19 protein-coding genes are annotated in these 21,653 nt (G+C 55.0%); all 19 read right to left on the reverse strand.

The window, feature by feature from the left end; translation table 11 throughout:
* Positions 1 to 9: 9 nt before the first annotated feature.
* Positions 10 to 1,182 (reverse strand): 1-deoxy-D-xylulose-5-phosphate reductoisomerase, encoded by a 1,173-nt coding sequence (gene dxr / locus MICA_RS06290; protein ID WP_014102878.1) that lies wholly within the window; start codon positions 1,180 to 1,182, stop codon positions 10 to 12.
* The gene (locus MICA_RS06295; protein WP_014102879.1) at positions 1,179 to 1,871 is read right to left on the reverse strand and encodes a phosphatidate cytidylyltransferase; all 693 of its coding nucleotides are present in this window, start codon (positions 1,869 to 1,871) and stop codon (positions 1,179 to 1,181) included. Before MICA_RS06295 ends, dxr begins: the two co-directional genes overlap by 4 nt.
* Before the next feature lie 147 nt (positions 1,872 to 2,018).
* The gene (locus tag MICA_RS06300) at positions 2,019 to 2,738 is read right to left on the reverse strand and encodes an isoprenyl transferase (protein WP_014102880.1); all 720 of its coding nucleotides are present in this window, start codon (positions 2,736 to 2,738) and stop codon (positions 2,019 to 2,021) included.
* Between the two features lie 16 nt (positions 2,739 to 2,754).
* The gene (gene frr, locus MICA_RS06305; RefSeq protein WP_014102881.1) at positions 2,755 to 3,303 is read right to left on the reverse strand and encodes a ribosome recycling factor; all 549 of its coding nucleotides are present in this window, start codon (positions 3,301 to 3,303) and stop codon (positions 2,755 to 2,757) included.
* A 28-nt stretch (positions 3,304 to 3,331) separates the two neighbouring features.
* The gene (pyrH, locus tag MICA_RS06310; protein WP_187287625.1) at positions 3,332 to 4,090 is read right to left on the reverse strand and encodes a UMP kinase; all 759 of its coding nucleotides are present in this window, start codon (positions 4,088 to 4,090) and stop codon (positions 3,332 to 3,334) included.
* Between the two features lie 214 nt (positions 4,091 to 4,304).
* Entirely contained in the window at positions 4,305 to 5,228 is a 924-nt protein-coding gene (gene tsf, locus MICA_RS06315) for a translation elongation factor Ts (protein ID WP_014102883.1), read from the reverse strand.
* Positions 5,229 to 5,312: 84 nt separating this feature from the next.
* On the reverse strand, positions 5,313 to 6,098 hold the full coding sequence (gene rpsB, locus MICA_RS06320) for a 30S ribosomal protein S2 (protein ID WP_014102884.1): 786 nt from the start codon (positions 6,096 to 6,098) through the stop codon (positions 5,313 to 5,315).
* Between the two features lie 260 nt (positions 6,099 to 6,358).
* The gene (ung, locus tag MICA_RS06325) at positions 6,359 to 7,030 is read right to left on the reverse strand and encodes a uracil-DNA glycosylase (RefSeq protein WP_014102885.1); all 672 of its coding nucleotides are present in this window, start codon (positions 7,028 to 7,030) and stop codon (positions 6,359 to 6,361) included.
* A gap of 3 nt (positions 7,031 to 7,033) precedes the next feature.
* Positions 7,034 to 10,519, reverse strand: coding sequence for a DNA polymerase III subunit alpha (gene dnaE / locus MICA_RS06330; RefSeq protein ID WP_014102886.1), 3,486 nt, complete (start codon positions 10,517 to 10,519; stop codon positions 7,034 to 7,036).
* Between the two features lie 128 nt (positions 10,520 to 10,647).
* Positions 10,648 to 11,328 (reverse strand): ABC transporter ATP-binding protein, encoded by a 681-nt coding sequence (locus MICA_RS06335; RefSeq protein ID WP_014102887.1) that lies wholly within the window; start codon positions 11,326 to 11,328, stop codon positions 10,648 to 10,650.
* Positions 11,321 to 12,562: a lipoprotein-releasing ABC transporter permease subunit gene (locus tag MICA_RS06340; protein ID WP_014102888.1), complete on the reverse strand. Its 1,242-nt coding sequence runs from the start codon at positions 12,560 to 12,562 to the stop codon at positions 11,321 to 11,323. The genes MICA_RS06335 and MICA_RS06340 overlap by 8 nt, the downstream gene beginning before the upstream one ends.
* A gap of 27 nt (positions 12,563 to 12,589) precedes the next feature.
* Positions 12,590 to 13,192: a hypothetical protein gene (locus tag MICA_RS06345; protein ID WP_014102889.1), complete on the reverse strand. Its 603-nt coding sequence runs from the start codon at positions 13,190 to 13,192 to the stop codon at positions 12,590 to 12,592.
* Positions 13,193 to 13,261: 69 nt separating this feature from the next.
* Positions 13,262 to 14,749: a proline--tRNA ligase gene (gene proS / locus MICA_RS06350; RefSeq protein WP_014102890.1), complete on the reverse strand. Its 1,488-nt coding sequence runs from the start codon at positions 14,747 to 14,749 to the stop codon at positions 13,262 to 13,264.
* Positions 14,750 to 14,807: 58 nt separating this feature from the next.
* A complete protein-coding gene (locus tag MICA_RS12250) occupies positions 14,808 to 15,764 on the reverse strand; it encodes a hypothetical protein (protein ID WP_014102891.1) in 957 nt (318 codons plus the stop codon).
* A gap of 15 nt (positions 15,765 to 15,779) precedes the next feature.
* A complete protein-coding gene (locus MICA_RS06360; protein WP_041793886.1) occupies positions 15,780 to 16,031 on the reverse strand; it encodes a DUF1467 family protein in 252 nt (83 codons plus the stop codon).
* 44 nt (positions 16,032 to 16,075) lie between these two features.
* The gene (locus tag MICA_RS06365) at positions 16,076 to 17,785 is read right to left on the reverse strand and encodes a ribonuclease J (RefSeq protein ID WP_014102894.1); all 1,710 of its coding nucleotides are present in this window, start codon (positions 17,783 to 17,785) and stop codon (positions 16,076 to 16,078) included.
* Positions 17,786 to 17,825: 40 nt separating this feature from the next.
* Entirely contained in the window at positions 17,826 to 18,563 is a 738-nt protein-coding gene (locus MICA_RS06370; protein WP_014102895.1) for a biotin--[acetyl-CoA-carboxylase] ligase, read from the reverse strand.
* A 3-nt stretch (positions 18,564 to 18,566) separates the two neighbouring features.
* Positions 18,567 to 20,015, reverse strand: coding sequence for an NADH-quinone oxidoreductase subunit NuoN (nuoN, locus tag MICA_RS06375; protein WP_187287655.1), 1,449 nt, complete (start codon positions 20,013 to 20,015; stop codon positions 18,567 to 18,569).
* Between the two features lie 98 nt (positions 20,016 to 20,113).
* Positions 20,114 to 21,652: an NADH-quinone oxidoreductase subunit M gene (locus tag MICA_RS06380; protein WP_014102897.1), complete on the reverse strand. Its 1,539-nt coding sequence runs from the start codon at positions 21,650 to 21,652 to the stop codon at positions 20,114 to 20,116.
* Position 21,653 lies beyond the last annotated feature (1 nt).

Raw genomic sequence — 21,653 nt, forward strand, 5'->3', positions numbered from 1 at the left:
TCTTGGTCGTTAAGCGCTTTTCAGCGCGTGATGAGAATTCATATAGGCGGTTGTATCGTCGCGCACAGCGCCGTCAAAGTCCAGCACATCAGAAAGATTGGACATATCCACCTTTTCGACGCGCTCGACCGCATATCTCACTGCGTCCATAATACCATAAAACCCGATCTGACCGCCCAGAAATGCCGCAACGGCCACTTCGTTCGCCGCGTTGAACGCTATGCAATGGGCTGGGCCAGCGCGCAAACAATCATACGCCATTGGGATAGAGGGGAAGCGCACCGGGTCGATCTGTTCGAAATCCAACCGAGACAATGTTTTTAAATCCAGCCGCTGGCCGCTGGTTCTGATCCGGTCTGGCCAGCCTAAAGTATAGGCAATCGGCGTGCGCATATCCGGCGCGCCCAGTTGGGCCAAAACCGATCCATCGGCATATTCGACCATGGAATGAATGACCGATTGCGGGTGGACCAGCACGTCAATCTGTTCCGGCGGCATGGCGAACAGATAATGCGCCTCAATGATCTCCAGCGCTTTGTTCATCATGCTGGCACTGTCGACGGAAATCTTGGCTCCCATGATCCAGTTCGGGTGCGCGACGGCCTGCGCCGGGGTGGCGGCGCGCATTTGATCCATCGTCCAGGTGCGGAACGGCCCACCCGAGGCGGTCAGGATAATGCGGTCGATACCGGCACGGTTTTCATTTTCAAAAACCTGAAACACGGCGTTGTGTTCACTGTCCACAGGCAGAAGTGTTGCACCGCTTGCCCGCGCAGCAGCCATCACCAGGGGTCCCGCAGCGACCAAGGGTTCCTTGTTTGCAATCGCCACACATTGCCCTTGAGCAATCGCGGCCAGAATGGGTTCCAGCCCCGCCATGCCGACAATCGCCGCCATGGTCCAATCGGTCGGCATACTAGCCGCTTCGATCACAGCCGCACGTCCGGCCGCACAGTCAATACCCGTTCCGGCCAGGCGGTTTTTCAATGCGGTGTAATGGGTTTCATCGCCGATAACGGCACGCTTGGCTTTCAGTTGAATGGCTTGATCGGCCAGACGATCCACATTCGTCTGCGCCGTCAACGCCTGTATGTCATACGCTTCAGGATTGTTTAGGATCAAATCAACCGTTGATGTCCCAACCGACCCGGTCGATCCCAGAATAGTTACGCGTTTACTCATCGCAGCCACATCATGTAAGCCAGCAGGAAGACTGGCGAAACCAGTAACAATGAATCAATCCGGTCCAGCAAACCGCCATGGCCGGGAATCAAATTCCCCGTATCCTTCACACCGACGCGGCGTTTGAATGCGGAGATCAACAAATCACCCGCCTGCCCTACGGCCCCAAACCAGCACCCGGTTAAAAACACGACAAAGGAATGGATGGGGATTAAACCGCCACTGACAACCGGCGTCCATTGCATCAGGCTGGGGCGTGCGGCGAACAAGAGGGTCAGAACAACGCCGCTCGACACCATCGCGCCGATAAATCCGGCCCATGTTTTATTCGGGCTGACCCGCGGTGCCAGTTTCGGCCCGCCAATCGCGCGGCCCGCAAAATACGCGCCGATATCGCTGGCCCAGACACAGAGCAACAAAGTCGCAACCAGAAACAACCCTTCCAGAAATTGTGTCCGCAACCAGATGAAGGACGTATAGGCCACCACCATATACAACGCGCCAACCAAAACATCGCGCATCGGGTGGTCACCTGCATCCGACATACGCCACCATTCCCAAACGGAAATCATCGCCGCAACCAGCATGAAAATGAAGAAAGGCATATGTCCCAGATAAATCAGGAACAGGGTCAACGGGCCCAAAATCACGCCCGATAAAATGCGGGATTGCAGAGATGTCAGTTTCATATCCGGTTCAACCTGATCTGCGCCAATATAAATGCGCGGTGCCCTGTTTTATTCACCCCACATTCGTCATACCGGCAAAGGCCGGTATCCATGGGATGGATCGTATGGATACCGGCCTTCGCCGGTATGACGGCTTCTTTATTTCTTTTACTTCGCCTCAGACTTCACACCACCAAAACGGCGGTCGCGCGCTTTGAAATCCACAATGGCGGCTTCCAAGTCGGCTTTCGAAAAATCGGGCCACAACGTGTCACAGTAAAACAATTCAGAATACGCACACTGCCACAGCAGGAAATTGCTGATCCGGCGTTCGCCGCTGGTACGGATCAGAATATCCGGATCGGGTGCCCCCGCAGTTGACAGGAACTGGGGCAGATATTCCTCTGCCGCCTCATAAGTCGGCTCAATACCCTGCTCAGCCATTGCACGGGCCATATTGGTCGCCGCACACAAAATATCCTGCCGCCCGCCATAATTCAGGGCGATCATCACGGTGATGGCGGTGTTATTGGCGGTCAGGTTCTCGGCCTGCTCGATCATCTTGACGATGTCAGGTTCCAGTTCTTCGCGGCGGCCGATGACTTTCAACCGGATATTATTCCGGTGCAGTTCCGCCGTTTCCGCACGCAAATACATGCGCAGAAGGCGCATCAATTCGCGCACTTCATCAACCGGGCGGCTCCAGTTTTCCGTCGAAAACCCGAACAGGGTCAGGTATTCAACGCCCAGTTCAACCGCCGCTTCGACAACGCGCTTCACGGATTCAACGCCGCGCTGGTGCCCCGCCGTCCGCGGAAGCCCACGTTGCGTAGCCCAACGGCCATTGCCGTCCATAATGATCGCGATGTGGCGCGGTGATTGACTCATGTGCGAAATACCAGGATCAAACGGTCATAATGTCTTTTTCTTTATCGACCAACATTTTGTCGATCTGTGCAATGTAACCATCGGTCAGCTTTTGCACTTCATCGGACAAACGCTTTTGATCGTCTTCGGACACTTCGCCCTTCATCGCCTTGATGCCATCCATACCGTCGCGGCGAATGTTGCGCACGGCAACACGGGCACCTTCAGCATATTTACCGGCCACTTTGGTCAGTTCTTTGCGGCGCTCTTCGTTCAATTGCGGAACCGGCACGCGGATGACGTTACCTTCGGCCTGCGGGTTCAGACCCAGACCGGATTCACGAATGGCCTTTTCAACGTTTTTGGAAATGGTTGCGTCCCATACCGTAACCGTCAGCATACGGGGTTCCGGCACGCTGACCGAACCGCATTGACTGATCGGCATGTGCGAGCCGTATGCTTCAACCTGAACGGTTTCCAGCATGCTGGTCGCGGCACGTCCGGTGCGCAGGCCCGTAAATTCGGTTTTCAACTGTTCCATCGCGCCATCCATGCGGCGTTTCAGATCATTTTTATCGTAAGCCATTGTGATTTCTCCTTGGTCTTCTTCGTACTTATTGATCGGTCACGATCGTAAACTTGCCTTCGCCACGGACAACCTTGGCAAAATTGCCCGCTTCCAACACCGAGAACACCACGATTGGAATGTGGTTTTCACGGGCCAGCGAAATCGCCGTTGCGTCCATGACCTTCAAATCCTTGGTCAGCACGTCCATATAGGACAACGTATCGTAATGGGTGGCCGACGGGTCCTTATGCGGGTCGGCGGAATAAACGCCATCAACCTTGGTGCCCTTGAACAATGCATCACAGCCCATTTCCGTGGCGCGCAAGGCCGCCGGCGTATCGGTTGTAAAAAACGGGTTGCCCGAACCGGCGGCAAAGATCACAACGCGGCCTTTTTCCATGTGGCGCAGGGCGCGACGGCGGATAAAGGGTTCGCACACAGCCTGCATCGGAATTGCCGATTGCACGCGGGTCGGCACGCCAACTTTTTCAAACGCGGATTGCAGAGCCAGCGCATTCATCACCGTGCCCAACATGCCGATATAATCCCCAGTGACACGCTCCAGGCCATTTTCGGCCCCGGACACACCACGGAAAATGTTCCCGGCCCCAACGACGACGCACACCTGAACCCCCAACTCAATCGCCTGCTTCACATCTGCGGCGATCCGATCGATGGTGGCCGGGTCGATGCCGTATTCACGATCGCCCATCAACACTTCGCCCGACATTTTCAGCAACACGCGCTTGAAGCGGACAGACGGGTCAACGGTCGGAACGGAAGAATCACAGGATTGCGCAGACATAGGGGCGGCCTTCATCTTTGATCTCTTTGTTTATTCGGGGCTTTTCGGCATTTTCAAATCGGCCTTACTCTAATCAGCCTGTGGGGCGGAAACAAGGCAATTTTCCGGGGATTTCGGGGTTTTACAGGTCGGGGGTGCCTTTTTCCCAGCCATAACACACCATGAAAAAACCCCGCCAGTTGGCGGGGTTTTCGCAATTCTTTGAAAAAACGGATTAACCGTTTACCACTTTCGCCACTTCCGCAGCGAAGTCGGTTTCTTCTTTCTCGATGCCTTCACCCAGTTGGAAGCGTGCGAAACCAGCCAGTTTCACCGGAGCGCCAACATCCTTGGATGCGTTTTCGATAACTTTTGAGATTTTGGTTTCGCCGTCCATGATAAAGATCTGCTCAATCAAGCAAACTTCTTCATAGTACTTGCGAACACGGCCTTCCAACATTTTTTCGATAATGTCGGCAGCTTTGCCTTGTTCTTTGGCGGTTTCGCGGATCACGTTCTTTTCGCGCTCCAGAACGTCCGGGTCAACGGACGAGCTGTCCAGATAGGCCGGGTTAGCCGCAGCAACGTGCATAGCGATTTGCTTGCCCAGAGCTTCCAGCTTGGCTTTATCGCCCGTGGATTCCAGCGCAACCAGAACACCAATTTTGCCCAGACCGTCGCCGATTGCATTGTGAACATAGGTCGCCACAATACCGTCGTTTACAGCCAGTTTGGCCGAACGGCGCAGGCTCATGTTCTCACCAATCGTGGCGATCAGGGTGGTCAGCGTGTCCTTTACGGATTTACCGCCTTCGATCACAACCTCAGCCACTTCTTCAACTTTGCCAGCGCCTTTCAGGGCCGCTTTGGCAACGTTGCGAACCAGAGCCTGGAACTGATCGTTACGGGCAACGAAGTCGGTTTCAGCGTTCACTTCAACGATCGCTGCGCTGGTGCCTTCGGCAACAACAGCAACCAGACCTTCAGCCGTTGTACGACCGGATTTCTTCGCGGCCTTGGACAGACCTTTCGTGCGCAGCCAGTCCATAGCGGCTTCGATATCGCCGTTGTTTTCGACCAGGGCTTGTTTGGCATCCATCATGCCAGCGCCGGATTTTTCGCGGAGTTCTTTCACCATAGAGGCGGTAATATCAGCCATTTTTCAGTCCTTTATTCGTGAATCTTCAGATTAAGCTTAAAGAACAATCGGGGCTGTTACGCCCCGATTGTCTGATCGGTTGAATTAGGCGGTTGCCTGTTTCTTTTCAGCAACCGGAGCTGCCGGCAGCGTTTCCGTGATATCCGCACGGGCGCCGATATCGGCACCGGAGGATTTCAGTTCGGCTTGCAGACCGTCCAGAACCGAAGCCGCAACCAGGTCGCAGTACAGTTCAATGGCGCGCAGCGCGTCGTCGTTACCCGGAATCGGGAAATCAACGCCAGCCGGATCGCTGTTGGAGTCCAGAATTGCGAATACCGGAATACCCAGCATGTTCGCTTCTTTAATCGCGATATCTTCCATGTTGGTGTCGATCACGAACAAAGCGTCCGGAACACCGCCCATTTCTTTGATACCGCCGATGGATTTTTCGAGCTTTTCACGCTCGCGTGCCATCATCAGCAGTTCTTTTTTCGTGTATTTGCTGGCCATGTCGCTGGACATGATGCTGTCCAGTTCGCGCAGACGGTTGATGGAACCGGAAACGGTTTTCCAGTTGGTCATCATACCACCCAACCAACGGTGGTTTACATAGTACTGGCCGCATTTTTTCGCAGCTTCAGCCACTTTGTCCTGCGCCTGGCGTTTCGTGCCAACGAACAGAACGCGACCACCTTTGGACACGATATCGCGGATACCTTTCAGGCCAGCGTCCAGCATCGGAACCGTTTGTTGCAGGTCCATGATGTGGATGCCGTTGCGCACACCGAAGATAAACGGGCGCATTTTCGGGTTCCAGCGACGGGTGTGGTGACCAAAGTGAACGCCAGCTTCGAGCAATTGGCGCATAGTGAATGTCGGCATAGCCATTGTATTTACGTCCTTTTTTCCGGTTTAACCTCTGCGGAGCGTGATTTTTGAACCATTCAAAAACACCGGAGGGAGCGCCAAAATGACGAATCCCAATCCCCGCATGTGGATTTAAGTGCGTGTGATATACCCGTATCAGCCGCAGTTTTCAAGCAGTTTCGCCGGAAAAGAAGGCACCAGAGTACGCCGTCGCAGACTTATTTTATCGCAGGTGCAGCATGAAATGGGAGGAATTCGGCCAATCAATTGATTTTATTTAATTAAATCCACTGAACAGCGGCCCGGCCCTGCTCCGCCAGATAATCATTGGCGGCCCGGAAATGCCCGCAGCCGATGAACCCGCGATGGGCAGAGAGTGGTGAGGGGTGCGGCGCGGTCAGGACCAGATGGCGGGACTGGTCGATGAAGGCCCCCTTCTTCTGGGCATACGACCCCCACAGCATAAAGGCCACATGGTCGCGTCCGTCATTCACGGCGCGGATGACGGCATCCGTGAAATCTTCCCAACCCTTGTTCTGGTGCGATCCGGCTTTGTCCGCCTGAACGGTCAGGGTGGCGTTCAATAACAAAACCCCCTGCTCCGCCCACCGGGTCAGATTGCCGTGGCTGGGCGGTGTAACGCCAAAATCACGCTCCAGTTCCTTGTACATATTGCGCAGGCTGGGTGGAATTTTAACGCCATCGGGAACGGAGAATGACAAGCCATGCGCCTGCCCCTCACCGTGATACGGGTCTTGGCCCAAAATCACCACGCGGACATCATCGAATTTCGTATGGTTCAGCGCATTGAAAATATGGTCTTCGCGCGGATAGATCACATTGCCGTTGGCGTGTTCAGATTTCAAAAAAGTCTGCAAATTCGTCATGTAAGGGCGATCAAATTCAGGGCCGATGCGGGAGAGCCAGCTTGGGTCGATCATCGATGTCTGCATGGTTTACAGCTCCTGAACCTCACCCACGCCGTGGGTTTTTTGCAGGGCTTGCCGGGCCTGGGCCGAGAATGACCATGATCCAGGCAAAGTGATTTCGGCGTATTCGACATCGTTTAACGGCACATGGACAAACACGCGCGCCGGACCACGGCCTTCAACATCCAGAAGATCTTTCAATTTCTGCACAGGGGCCGCATCGGTCATAACAATACGCACCTCACGGATTTTTCCGGCCAGCGCGTCATCCAACGGGCGCAAATCGTGCACGGTCAGGCGGACCTGATCATCCTGCATTTCGGCGGCGGCTTTTAACAACAAGGCTTCGCCCGGTTCCAGAAAATCCTTCGACCGCGCCAATGTTTCGGAGAAGATCACAACTTCATACACGCCGGAGGAGTCAGAGAGTTGCAGGAACGCGAATTTGTTTCCTGATTTCTGTGACACTTTGATCTGTTTCTTCAACAGCACCCCGGCCATATCAACCGATACGGCATGGCGCGTGGCCAATTGTTCTTCCACGTTGGCCATGGTCACGATTTTCATGCGTTCCAGCTGCGCCGCCTTGGTATCCAGCGGGTGCGCGGACAGATAGAAACCAACCGCATCAAATTCATGTTTCAATTTTTCCAGCGGATCCCACGGATCGACCTTGGGAAATTCCGGCAGCCCCAATCCCGATCCACCGCCAGCCGGACCGCCGCCAAACAGGCTGGCCTGCCCCGCGGCCTTTTCCTGCGCCAGTGACTGGGCGTAGCGCATAATAATTTCGGCCCCGCCATACACGCTGGCCCGGTCGGGATGCAATTTATCAAACGCGCCGGCGCTGGCCATCTGTTCAATCTGGCGTTTGTTCATACCGGCCGCGTCCATACGCGTTGCGAAATCGGCCAGCGTTTTATATTTACCGTTGGTATCACGTTCGACGACGATGCGTTCCATCGCCTGCGCGCCCACGCCCTTCAGTGCGGCCAGCGCGTAACGCACCGCATCGCCCTCGACCGAGAACATGGTTTTTGATTCATTCACATCCGGCGGCAAAAGCGACAGGCCCATCTTGTCGATTTCCTGTTTGAAAATCGCCAGTTTGTCGGTGTTGCCAGCATCCAGCGTCATGGACGCCGCCATAAATTCAGTCGGGTAATTGGCCTTCAGCCACCCGGTCCAATACGCAATCAGGGCATAGGCTGCGGCGTGGGATTTGTTGAAACCATATCCGGCGAATTTATCGATCTGGTCGAAAATATATCCGGCCTGTTCGGGATCGACGTTGTTGTGTTCTTTGGCGCCATCGACGAATTTCTGCCGTTGCGCGTCCATCTCGGCCTTAATCTTTTTACCCATGGCGCGACGAAGCAAGTCAGCGCCGCCGAGTGAGTAACCGGACAAGGCCTGCGCCGCCTGCATCACCTGTTCCTGATAGATCATGATGCCGTATGTTTCTTCCAGATACGGCTTCAGCAACGGATGCATGTAGTCGGGGTCTTCCTTGCCTTCCTTAATGGAAATATAGCGCGGAATGTTATCCATCGGGCCGGGACGATACAGGGACACGAGGGCGATAATATCTTCCAACCGGTTCGGCTTCATCCCCGTCAGGGTGGAGCGCATGCCGGAACTTTCAAGCTGGAACACACCAACCGTCTTGCCCTCGGCCAGCATTTTGTATGTTTTTTGGTCATCCAAAGGTACTTGCAGGATATTGATATCCTCGCCCTTGGATTCCTTGATCAACTCCACCGCTTTCTGAATAACCGTCATGGTTTTCAGGCCGAGGAAGTCGAATTTCACCAATCCCGCCTGTTCAACATATTTCATGTTGAACTGCGTCACCGGCATGTCCGTGCCCGGTTCGCGGTAGAGCGGCACCAATTCATGCAATGGGCGATCGCCAATCACCACACCGGCGGCGTGGGTTGAGGCATGGCGGTATAACCCTTCCAATTGCAAGGCAATGTCGACCAGTTTTGAGGTCGTTTCGTCCTTGTACAATTCGTTTTTCAGGTCCGGATCTTGCTCCAGCGCTTCTTCAAGCGTGATCGGGTTGGCCGGGTTGTTCGGGATCATTTTCGCGATCCGGTCCACCTGGCCATACGACATTTGCAAGACACGCCCCACGTCACGCACAACGGCGCGGGCTTTCAACTGACCGAACGTAATAATCTGGGCCACGTGGTCGTAACCGTAACGGTTTTGCACATACCGGATCACTTCGTCCCGTCGATCCTGACAAAAGTCCACGTCGAAGTCCGGCATAGATACACGTTCGGGGTTCAAGAAACGTTCGAACAGCAAACCGAAATGCAGCGGATCAAGGTCGGTAATTTTCAACGACCATGCGACAACGGAACCCGCACCCGATCCCCGTCCCGGCCCCACCGGAATGTTATTATCCTTCGCCCATTTGATAAAATCAGAAACGATCAGGAAGTAACCGGGGAACCCCATTTGCACGATCACGTTCAGTTCAAACGCCAATCGGTCGTGATAGGGTTTGGCCACTTCGGCGCGGGTCGCCTCGTCCATCGTTTCGGTGAAGACAAAATTCTGCAAACGCCAGTTCAGGCCCTCTTCCGCCTGCACCTTCAATTCATCGACTTCGGTCCGTCCACCTTCGGTGGCAAAGGGCGGCAAAATGGGATTGATCGGTTTCAGCAGGAAGGAACAGCGTTGCGCAATCCGCACCGTGTTTTCAATCGCTTCGGGAAGGTCGGAGAACAAGGCCTCCATTTCCGCCGCACTTTTAAAATAATGTTCACGCGTTTCGCGGCGGCGGTCGGCTTCGGTAATATAACGCCCACCGGCAATGCACAGCAGTGCATCATGCGCTTCGTACATATCCTCGGTCGCGAAATAGCAATCGTTGGTGGCCACCAACGGAATGTTGTGTTTATAGGCCAGGTCGATCAACGCCTCTTCAATCTGATCTTCTTCGCGCAGATCGTGGCGTTGCAGTTCGATATAAAACCGCCCGTCAAAAAGCTTGGTCAAACGCTTTAAGGATTCTTCGGCAGGCTTGGGTTGATTGTGCAGAAGATACTGCCCAATTGGCCCCTTAACTCCACCACTCAGGCAAATCAAACCATCAGAATGGCCGTCCAGATTTTCCCACGTAATGTGCGGATCATCGGTGGCGCTTTCGGCGGCCATGAAAGACTGGCTGACCAGCCAGCTGATGTTCTTGTACCCTTGCGTATTCTGTACCAACAGAACCAGATGATGCCCCTCAACACCCAGACGCATCTGGCACCCGATGATGGGTTGCACACCGCCCTTGGCGGCCTCCAGCGCGAATTCCATTGCACCGAACAGGTTCCCCGTATCGGTAATGGCCGCCGCCGGCATGGATTTTTTCTGGCAGAGTTTGACGAGGTCCTTAACCTTGATCGCCCCTTCCGCCAATGAATAGGCGGAATGGGTGTGCAAATGGACAAAATTTGCGTGCGGTTTGGACATGGCCGCCATTAAACCGAATTTATGGCGGATTTCCAAGGGTGAAAACCCATCTCCCGGCTGTCATCCCCGCCTTGTGCGGGGATCCGGGGCCATAAATACATGATTATCCCGGTCAATTCCGGATCCCCGCACAAGGCGGGGATGACAAGCATGAGAATACAGCCTTAACGGACCGTAATTTTCCCGTCTTTCAGTTCCAACACCCGGTCCATGCGTTTGGCCAGATCCATGTTGTGCGTGGCGATCAACGCCCCAATCCCCGCCGAACGGGTCAATTGGATCAGCATTTCAAACACATGGTCCGCCGTATGCGGGTCGAGGTTGCCCGTAGGTTCATCGGCCAGCAGGATGCGCGGTTTGTTCGCAATTGCGCGGGCAATGGCCACGCGTTGCTGTTCCCCACCGGACAGGCGCGCCGGACGGTGATCCAACCGGTGGGCCAGACCAAGGGCGCCCAGCAATTTATCCGCCCGTGCCATGGCATCGGCCCGCGATTTGCCGGCAATCATCTGCGGGATCATCACGTTTTCCTGCGCGCTGAATTCCGGTTGCAGATTGTGAAACTGATACACGAAGCCGATAGAATCGCGGCGCAGCGATGTACGTGCGGAATCGTTCAGGTTGCTGGCGTCTTTATCACCAACCATAATCGTGCCGCCCGTCGGTTTATCGAGCAGGCCAATCATCTGCAGCAAGGTCGATTTACCCGCACCCGATGGCCCCACCAACGCGGCAATTTCGCCAGCGCGCAGTTGCAGGTCGAGGTCCTTCAGGATCGTCAGGCTTTGATCCGCCTGATGAAATGTTTTTTCGAGGCCCTTAACGTCCAGCAGAATGTTACTCATAACGCAGAGCCTCCACCGGATCGAGGCGCGCGGCGCGCCATGCCGGATACAATGTCGCCAAAATGGACAGGGTAAAGGCCATGGCGATCACGGCAATCACTTCGTTCCAATCAATCACGGCGGGCAATTTCGACAGGAAATAGATTTCTTCGCTGAACAATTCCGTGCCGGTCAAACCTTGCAAGAATTGACGGATGGATTCGATGTTCAGGGCAAAGGCAATACCCAACGCCGTGCCAACGAACGTCCCCACGACCCCAATGCTGGCCCCGGTCAGGATAAATATTTTCATCATACTGCGTCGTGTGGCCCCCATGGTCCGCATGATGGCAATATCGCGCCCCTTGTCCTTGACCAGCATGATCATGGATGAAATGACGTTAAACGCCGCGACCAGAATAATCATAGTCAGGATCAGGAACATAACGTTCCGTTCCACCTGCAACGCGTTCAGGAACGAACTGTTGTTATCACGCCAATCATAAACCCCGGCAACGCCGTCAGTGATCAGGGAAATATCCCGTTTAACCGTATTCAGATGTTGCGGGTTCTTGGTGACGATTTCCAGTGAGGATACGGCCTTGCCCATCTGGTAAAACGCCTGTGCAGCATCCAGCGGCACGAAAATGAAATTCGAGTCATATTCATACATACCGACATCGAAAATCATCGCCACGGTAAAGGTCCGGCTGCTGGGCATCCCACCAAATGGCGTCACTTTGGCCTTCGGCGAAACCAGCGTAAACGTGCTGCCGATTTTCAAATTCAATTTTTCGGACATCAGGCGGCCGATGGCGGCGCTGTAGCCCACGAAATCCGCGGGCTCACCTTCGATGAAGTGATCAGACAAAACCGGCTTTTTCATCAGGTCATCGCGGGTCATACCACGGACCATCACGCCGGTGGAATACCCGTTAATGGTCATCAGGGCCTGGCTTTCGATGATGCCGGAAACGGATGTTACACCCGGCACATCGCCGATCTGTAACTTCATAATGCTGTAATCTTCCAGCGGTGCGCTGAGTGAATAGACGTTGATATGCCCATTCAGGCCCAGAATGCGGGTTACCAATTCCTGCCGGAATCCGTTCATCACCGACATCACGATAATCAACGTTGCCACGCCCAGCATGATACCGGCAAACGAAAATCCGGCGATAACGGATACGAATCCTTCGGCCTTGCGCGCGCGCAAATATCGTCCGGCCACCATGCGTTCAAAGGGAGAGAACATCGACTTCTTTACAACACCCGTACGAGGTTAAAAATCATTACGGGGCATATGCCCCCGCCAGTCCAGATCCGTCACAATATTTGCATGACGGTTTTGCATTAACGTCACACGACCCGCATGCCCCTGATCCAGACGGGGATGATTGGTATCACCCCAGAATGCGGACCATGCCTTGGCCTGTTCAATCTTCTTCGGCAACATGCGGTGCCCCATCAACGGGTCATGACGCGCGGCCTTCAGCGCATCGTCCATGGCCATAATGTTAAACAGCTTCGCCAGTTGCCGTGGCTCCGCCGCGGCATGCGACCGCGCACCTTCACGCGGCACAATGCCATGCTGTCCCATCTCAACCTGCAATGTCTGCCATTCAGTGAGAAAGGCCTGCATATACGGGCTGAAATCCGCTTTGATGGCGTCGGGCACGGCACCCATGTAAAGCCAGGCCATGCCCGCCTTAATTTCGGCGTACCCATCACCACCATCGAAGAATTCAGACAATGCGTTCATCACATCATCCAAACGCTCCAACGGTTTAGGATTGGTGTAAACATGCTGCTCAACAATTTTTGCAAATGCGGCAGCATCCTGGTTCCAATCCATGTCCAGAAGCCATTTTTTATTCTGTCCCATTCCCGTTCCCTGTTTTTATTTTTTGTTTTAAAGCCAGGGCGCTTTGAATTTTTAGAGATCAAAGCATCCCTAGTATGATTTACCGATCAGGACGGTTTTCCCTTCATCAGCAAATGGCAGGCATCGCGTTGTCAGCGACAAATCTTTTTTCAGCTCGGCCAGACCAGCCTCATTGATAATCGAGGACGGCGCACGCACGAACCCAAGCCCGCCACCTTCGTAGAACGAGCGGATATCACCCAATGTTTTGACATCGGTGATGTTATCATTGGTGAATTTACGGGCGCGGGCCAACATATCGGCCTGCATCGTATCCAGAACGGATTGCAGTGTGCCGAAAAATTCTTCGACCTTGACCGTTTTCTTGGAATCCTTGCCCAGATCGCGGCGAATGAAGGTCAATGTGCCCTCCTCCGCTTCGCGTTGGCCAATTTCAACACGCACCGGAACGCCGCGTTTAATGCTGCCCCACATTTTATCGGGGGTACGGGCATCGGAATTGTCGAAGTGAACGCGGAAACCGGCACGGCGCAGACCGTCGGAAATTTCCTTGCAACGCTCAATCACCATGGCGGCCCCGGCATCGTCACGAACGATCGGGATAATGGTGACTTGGTGCGGTGCAATTTTCGGCGGCATGATCATGCCATCATCATCGCCATGCGTCATGATCAACCCGCCGATGGAGCGCGTCGAAAGCCCCCATGACGTGGTGTAGGCATGGTGTTGCTGACCATCACGGCCCTGGAATTGAATATTGCATGACTTGGCAAAATTCTGCCCCAGATCATGGGACGTACAGGCCTGCAACGCTTTGCCATCCTGCATCATTGCTTCGATGGTGAAAGTGCGCACGGCGCCGGGGAAACGTTCATCGGCAGTTTTTTCGCCCATGATGCCCGGCATCGCCAATACGTTTTCATACAGTTCGTTATAAACCCGCAGCATTTTCATCGCATCTTCATGCGCGTCTTCTGCGGTTTCAAAGGCATTGTGCCCTTCCTGCCACAGGAATTCGGACGTGCGCAGGAACAGGCGCGTGCGCATTTCCCACCGCATGACGTTGCACCATTGGTTCAACAGCAACGGCAAATCGCGGTACGATTGCACCCAACGCGACATCGCATCACCGATAATGGTTTCCGATGTCGGACGGATAACGAACGGTTCTTCCAATTCCGCGGACGGGGCCGGAATCAGTTTTCCATCCGGACCCGCCTCCAAACGGTGGTGCGTTACAACTGCACATTCCTTGGCGAACCCATCGACATGCTCAGCTTCACGACTGATGAAACTCAGCGGGATCAGCAACGGAAAATACGCGTTCTGCACCCCTTCGGCCTTGATCATGTCATCCAGTGCCCGCTGGATGTTTTCCCACAGCGCAAAGCCATAGGGTTTAATGATCATGGAACCGCGCACAGGCGAATTTTCCGCCATATCGGCGGCCTTGATGATCGCCTGATACCACTGCGGAAAATCTTCGCCTCGTGTGGGCGTAATTGCAGTTTTAACCTTCTGGCCCGAAGCAGATTGCTTCGCCTGAGCACCGGACATGGGCGTCCTTCCTTCTACTAATCAAATGTCAATTGTTCGCCCTCAACGGGCGGGTTGATTACAACCCGCCTGCGCTCGGCAATTTATCATCTTCCGGGCCACGCGGAGCCGGTGCCGGAGCGGGCGCGGGCGCCGGCGCTGGTGCAGGAACTGGCATCGCGGCAGGTGGCGGAGCCATCTCCGCCTCAGGTGCCAGGATGGTGATGTTCCCCTGATCTGCCGGCGGGGCCGACAGGGTTTCCGGGGCCTGCATTGCCGGTGCCAAAGGGGCATCCGGTGCCGGAATTGTTTCAGCCGGAACAGGCAGACTGCCTTCCGGCAACGGAGATGCCGGGGGTGCCGATGGAGCCTGAGCAGGATCCATCATCATTTCACCGCTCATCTCATCGCTCGGTACAGGAGCGGTTTCTGGTGCTGTTTCTGGGGCGGCTTCAGGCGCTGTCGCTTCCGGTGCCGGGGTTTCCTCAACAACGGCCGGAGCCTGCTCTTCAACAGCCGGTGCCATGTCCTGCACGATCGGTGCGGGTTCTTCGGTTACAGGCTCGGCCGCAACAGGTTCAGATTCAACAACCGGAGCGGCAACCTTTTTGACTTTTTTCTTCGGCGGGGCCTGCTCAACAACCGGCTTTTCGCGGCACAGCGTGTTGGTCTGGGTCGTAATGTCCATACCGTTATACATCACGCGGCCATCGCGATAAATTTCAACCAGCCCGGCATCGGCCTTCAACTCGGTCCCGGCGGGCAGCATTTTTGACAAACGCTGTTCCAGATTGATCGACATCGGAACGCGGATCACCTCACCCATACCCGGCATTTGCGGGGACAGATCAGCCGGAGCAACAGATTTGCCATGTGCATCGACACCCGGCTTGTAATTGGCCGAACCATCGCCAACAAAACCGGCGCGCGTACCGCAAACAATGCTGTCATACGCGTTTGCGTTCGTAGCAAAAAATCCGATTGAACCCGCAACAATTGCGGCGGAAATCATCAATTTAAAAGTCATCGTTTTCATGGTGCCGGGCTCCCCTTACTGCATCTGGCTGGCGATATATCGATAATCTATTATCCCACTGTCAATCAACACATAAACGCAAACCCAGAGGAACGCGGCTATGACCGTTGTGACAACGCATTTAATTCCCATATTGGCGGCGATCGGGGCGCTGGAGGCCATGCCCGGCTCCGGCCTGCGCGGCGGCTGGACCTTCCATGGCAAAACCACGAATAAAGTCACCCACCAAATCAGAAGATACACAACGATTCCGGTAAACCAGGTCATTGCAACCTCAATTCCATAATTTTGAAATGTTTAATCCGGATGGATCAAACACGAACAACATGCACAGACGTTTTCGGCTTTAACCCTAGAATATCGCTGATAAAACGGCGTGCAACGATCCGAACTTCTTCGGCGATGCTATCATCCGTCCTTTTTGCATCAATGTCCAGATCGACGAATAAATCCTCGATTTCATCGACCAGATCATGCTCCAGCTTCTTTTCCTCCGGGCTGTCGTGGTCAATCAGACCCATGGTCGACACCCGCGGATCGGAAATCAGGTCACCCCGGTCGTCCACAACCAAAGTCACATGGACCGTGCCGGTAAATTGCAGCTTGCGGCGAGTGGCAATCGCCTGGTGATCCGCCGGGATCAGACGGGACGGCTCAACCGCCAGCGTGCCCGTACGAACATGATCGACCACCTCGGCCCCCTTCGGGTCCAGACGGATGACGGACCCGTTATTGGGTACGATGGAACTGGACACCTGCGCCCCCAGAGCCAGCCGCGACTGCGCCGCCAGTTGCACACGTTCGCCGTGAACCGGAATAACGATCTTCGGGCGCACCCAACTGAACATCTCCAGAATATCATCGCGGTACGGGTGACCGGATACGTGGATCAGGTGGTTTGTATCCAGCGGTGTCACGATATGCACGCCCGTCGCGCTCAGATTGTTTTTCACGACGTTGATTTCTTCTTCGTTCCCCGGAATCGGGCGCGCGGAGAAAATCACCGTGTCGCCGCGATTGAAACGAATAAACGGGTGTTCGGCCCGCGCAATCCGCGCCAGCATCGCCCGCGCCTCGCCCTGCGATCCCGTCACGATCATCACCAGATTTTCGTCCGGAACGGAATCAATCTCGTCCTCTTCCAAAAATGGGCGCACATCGTTCAAGTATCCGCATTCACGCGCCGCACCAGTCATGCGGTGCAAGGACCGCCCCAGCAAGGCAACGGACCGGCCATTGGCCTCGGCTGCCTTGCAAATGGAATGAACGCGGCCAATGTTGGACGCAAAAATCGTAATGGCAATTCGCCCTTTCACTTCGCCGAACAAGGCGGTCAGGCCACGCTGGACCTCCATCTCCGACAACGTGTTGCCCGGAACTTCGGCGTTCGTAGAATCGCCGATATAAGCCAGAACCCCTTCATCGCCCAAACGTTTGAACGCTGCGGCATCGGTGTTGTCACCAATGACCGGTTCGGGGTCGAGGTTCCAGTCACCACTGTGCACGATATGGCCATGCGGCGATTTGATCGCAACGGCCACAGCCTGCGGGATTGAGTGCGCCACATGGATAAATTCCATTTCAAACGGCGCAAGGTTCAACATCTGCCCCGGCGACACCACATGGATTTTGGCATTGCTGCTGCCCGGCAGGTCGTTGAATTTCTGGCGCAACACGCTGGCGGTAAAGGCCGTGCAATAAATCGGGCACCGCAGGCGCGACCACAGATGCGCAACCGCACCCACGTGATCTTCGTGCGCATGGGTCACAACCAAACCGACCAGATCATCGGCACGATCCGCGATAAATTCCGGATCCGGCAAAAGCAGATCAATGCCCGGGAAACGGTGCCCGGCAAAACCGATACCACAATCGATGGCCAGCCATTTGCCCTGATACCCATAGACGTTCAGGTTCACGCCAAATTGCTCACTGCCACCCAGCGGGATGAAGTGAACGAAATCGGGATCGATGGAGAAATCTTCGACGCTGCGCGTCTTTTTATTGTTCTTTTTTGTCATGGGGCGATTGTGCAGGTATTTGGCGGATTATCAATGTTTTTTAAGCGTTGTTTGGAAAATAGACCTCACCCGCATGAACGATTTGCACCGATCCATCCGGGGTTTGGAGCAACAGGGCCCCGTTATCATCAATACCAAGGAATGTCCCCGACACATCCCCGCCATGCAGGCGTGCCGTAATCGGTGTGTTTAACCCATGCGCCCGTGCCATCCACGCATCACGCACCCATGAAAAACCATCGTTTTTCCAGCGTGTATAAAGGCGGCCCAAATGGTGCAAAACCCGGTCCCGCACGGTGATGACATCCAATTCATGCCCGGCCAGTTGCGCCAGACCGATCCGGTCCGTCGGGGCGGCATTGATATTGATACCCGTACCGATAATCAGCGCATCCACCAACCCCGTCGGGCCCAGATCGCTTTCCAGCAAAATGCCCGCACATTTCACCCCATCGACTAGAATATCATTCGGCCATTTCAGGGTCAGTCCATCGCCCTGCTGCCCGGTCAGTTCATGCGCCGCATCGGCCACGGCCAGCGCAACGACAAAGGCCATTTGCCCGGCCAGCGCAGGCGCGCAAGCCGGTTTCAGCAAAATCGACATATACAGATTGCCAACGGGCGACACCCATTGATTGCCACGGCGTCCACGGCCCGCGGTTTGAACCTCCGCCTGCACCACCAGCCCTTCAGATGCGCCGGACAATAATTCCGTCCGGACGACATCCTGAGTCGATGGAAGACTGTCATACACACGACAGTCCCAGCGAATGCTCATGGCTTAGAGCGCCTGCCCGAACAGGGCGCTGGCCGCCGCGCGGGTGGTTTCCACCAACGCATCCGGCATCAGAACAAAGCCAACGACCAGCACGACGCAAGCGGTCAGAACCAGACGTTTGGTCGTACCGATTTCACCATCGAACGGATCGGCAGCCTCATCGAAGAACATGACCTTGATCAGGCGCAGATAGTAGAACGCAGCCACAACCGACGCCACAACGCCCAGCACCGCCAGAACATAGAAGCCCGACGCCACAGCGGCCTTGAACACAAGGAATTTGCCAAAGAATCCGGCCAACGGCGGAATGCCGCTCATCGAGAACAGCAGCAAGGCCATGGCATAAGCCAGTGCCGGTTTATACCGGGACAGACCCGCCAGATCATTGATGGTTTCAACCGCAACGTCATCACGGCGCATCACCAGAACGATCGCAAACACACCAAGCGTCATCACCATGTAGATAGCGAGGTAGAACAGAACGGCGGCCACGCCCTCTTCCGTCCCGGCCAGAAGGCCGAGCAGCACATAGCCCATATTGCCGATCGAGCTGTAGGCCAGCAGGCGTTTGATATTGTTCTGCGCCAAACCAGCCACAGCCCCAACCACCATACTGGCGGCGGCCAGAATCCAGATGATTTGCTGCCAATCCGGCATCATGGCCCCAAAAGGACCAAACAACAGGCGGGTCAGCAAGGCCATAGCCGCAATTTTCGGCACGATGGCGAACAAGGCGGTGACGGGGGTCGGTGCGCCTTCGTACACGTCCGGGGTCCACATGTGGAACGGAACGGCGGAAACCTTGAACGCCAACCCGACCAGAACAAACACCATGCCCACGATAGCGCCGGCAGTTATGCCCGCTTCGCTGGCATTGGCTTCGGTCAGGGTTGCGGCAATCGTGTCAAAGCTGAGCGACCCGGTATAGCCATAAATCAGCGAAATACCGAACAACAACATACCCGACGCCAGTGCACCAAGGACGAAATATTTCAATCCGGCTTCGGCCGCACGCGCATGATCGCGGCGGAACGCGGCCAGTACATACAGGCTGAGCGATTGCAATTCGAGCGCAACATACAGCGAGAGCATGTTATTCGCCGAAACCATCAGCAACATGCCCAAACCAGCAAACAACACCAGCACGGGGTATTCAAACCGCGCCATGCGTTCCTGATACAGATACCGCACAGAAATGGCGAGCGCACCGGACAAACCGGCCAGAATCATGAATTTTGTAAAGATCGCAAAGCGGTCGGACACAAACATGCCATCAAACGCCAGCGAACGGTCCCAGTCCAGTCCCGTCAGGAACAAAGCCGTGACAATAAAGGCCCCAATGGCACCCCAGCACACGGTCCGCGTGCCGTCATTGCCACGCATGACACCGAAGATCAGCAGCATCATGCCCGCCACGGCCAGGAACATTTCCGGAATGGCCGCACCAAACATGGACGACGTTACCAGATGCGTTTCCGCAATGGCCACGACATCGACTGCCTTTTCGACAACCTGCTCCACGGCCTGTTCAACGGCGATCACTTCATTACTCATTGATTTTCTCCCGCAACAACGCTGCCGGTATTTGTGGTGGCCACATCGGTCGTGCTCAGATCGGCTTCATACCGGCTGATCAAATTATCGACGGAGGGCTGAACCTTGTTCAAAACCATATTCGGGAACACACCCAGCCAGATGGTCAGGATCGCCAGTGGAACCAGACAGACGATTTCGCGCCAGTTCATGTCCAGCATTTCCGCCGCATCCTCGTTCACCTGCGGACCAAAAATCACGCGGCGATACAGGATCAGCATATAAGGGGCACCCAAAATCAGACCCGTGGTCGCCAGCACGGCCACCAGCGTGTCCACACGATACGCCCCCAGCAGAGCCAGGAATTCACCCACGAACCCGGACGTTCCCGGCAGGCCGACGGAACCGAGCATAAAGATCATAAACACAACGGCGTATTTCGGCATGTTTTTAACCACGCCGCCATAACGGGAAATTTCCCGTGTGTGCAACCGGTCATAAACAACACCAACGCAGAGGAACAGCGCGGCGGATACGATCCCGTGGCTGATCATCTGGAAGATACCGCCCTGAATCCCCTGCGCCGTCATGGTGAACAGACCCAAGGTCACATACCCCATGTGCGCAACGGATGAATAGGCAATCAGCTTCTTCATATCATCCTGAACCAACGCGACCAGCGATGTGTAGATGATGGCGATAATCGACAGGCCGAACACCATCGGGGCGAAGAATTCGGTCGCTTCCGGCAGCATCGGGATGGAAAATCGCAGGAAGCCGTAACCACCCATTTTCAGCAGAACACCGGCCAGAATGACCGAGCCCGCTGTCGGGGCTTCAACGTGGGCATCCGGCAACCATGTATGGACCGGCCACATCGGCATCTTGACCGCGAAGCTGGCGAAGAAGGCCAGCCACAGCCAGAATTGAACATCACGCGGGAAACCATGTTCCATCAGGGTCGGAATATCGGTCGTGCCCGCCTGGAAATACATGTACAGCAACGCCACCAGCATCAAAACCGAGCCGAGCAGCGTGTAGAGGAAGAATTTATACGCGGAATAGACCCGGCGCTTGCCACCCCAGATCCCGATAATCAGGAACATCGGGATCAGCACACCTTCGAAGAAGGCATAGAACAGCACAGCATCCAAAGCGCAGAACGTCCCGATCATAAAGGTTTCGAGCACGAGGAAGGCCACCATATATTCCTTCACCCGCGACGTAATTGACGTCCAGCTGGCCAGAATACAGATCGGGGTCAGGAAGGCGGACAACACGACAAAGAACATGGACAAACCGTCAACGCCCATGTGATAGCCAATATTCAGCCCCGGGAACCATGTCGATTTTTCAACAAACTGGTACGACGCCGTCGACCCGTCGAAATTGTTCATCATGTACAGGGACAGCGCAAAGGTGAACAGGCTGGTATACAGCGCCGCAAACCGCGCATTGCGCGCAACGACCAGCGCATCCCCCCGGATCGTCAGGATAAACAACGCCCCAACCAAAGGCAGGAAAGTCAAAAGCGAAAGGATCGGAAAATCAATCATC

It is taken from the genome of Micavibrio aeruginosavorus ARL-13 (assembly GCF_000226315.1).
GTDB lineage: Bacteria > Pseudomonadota > Alphaproteobacteria > Micavibrionales > Micavibrionaceae > Micavibrio > Micavibrio aeruginosavorus_B.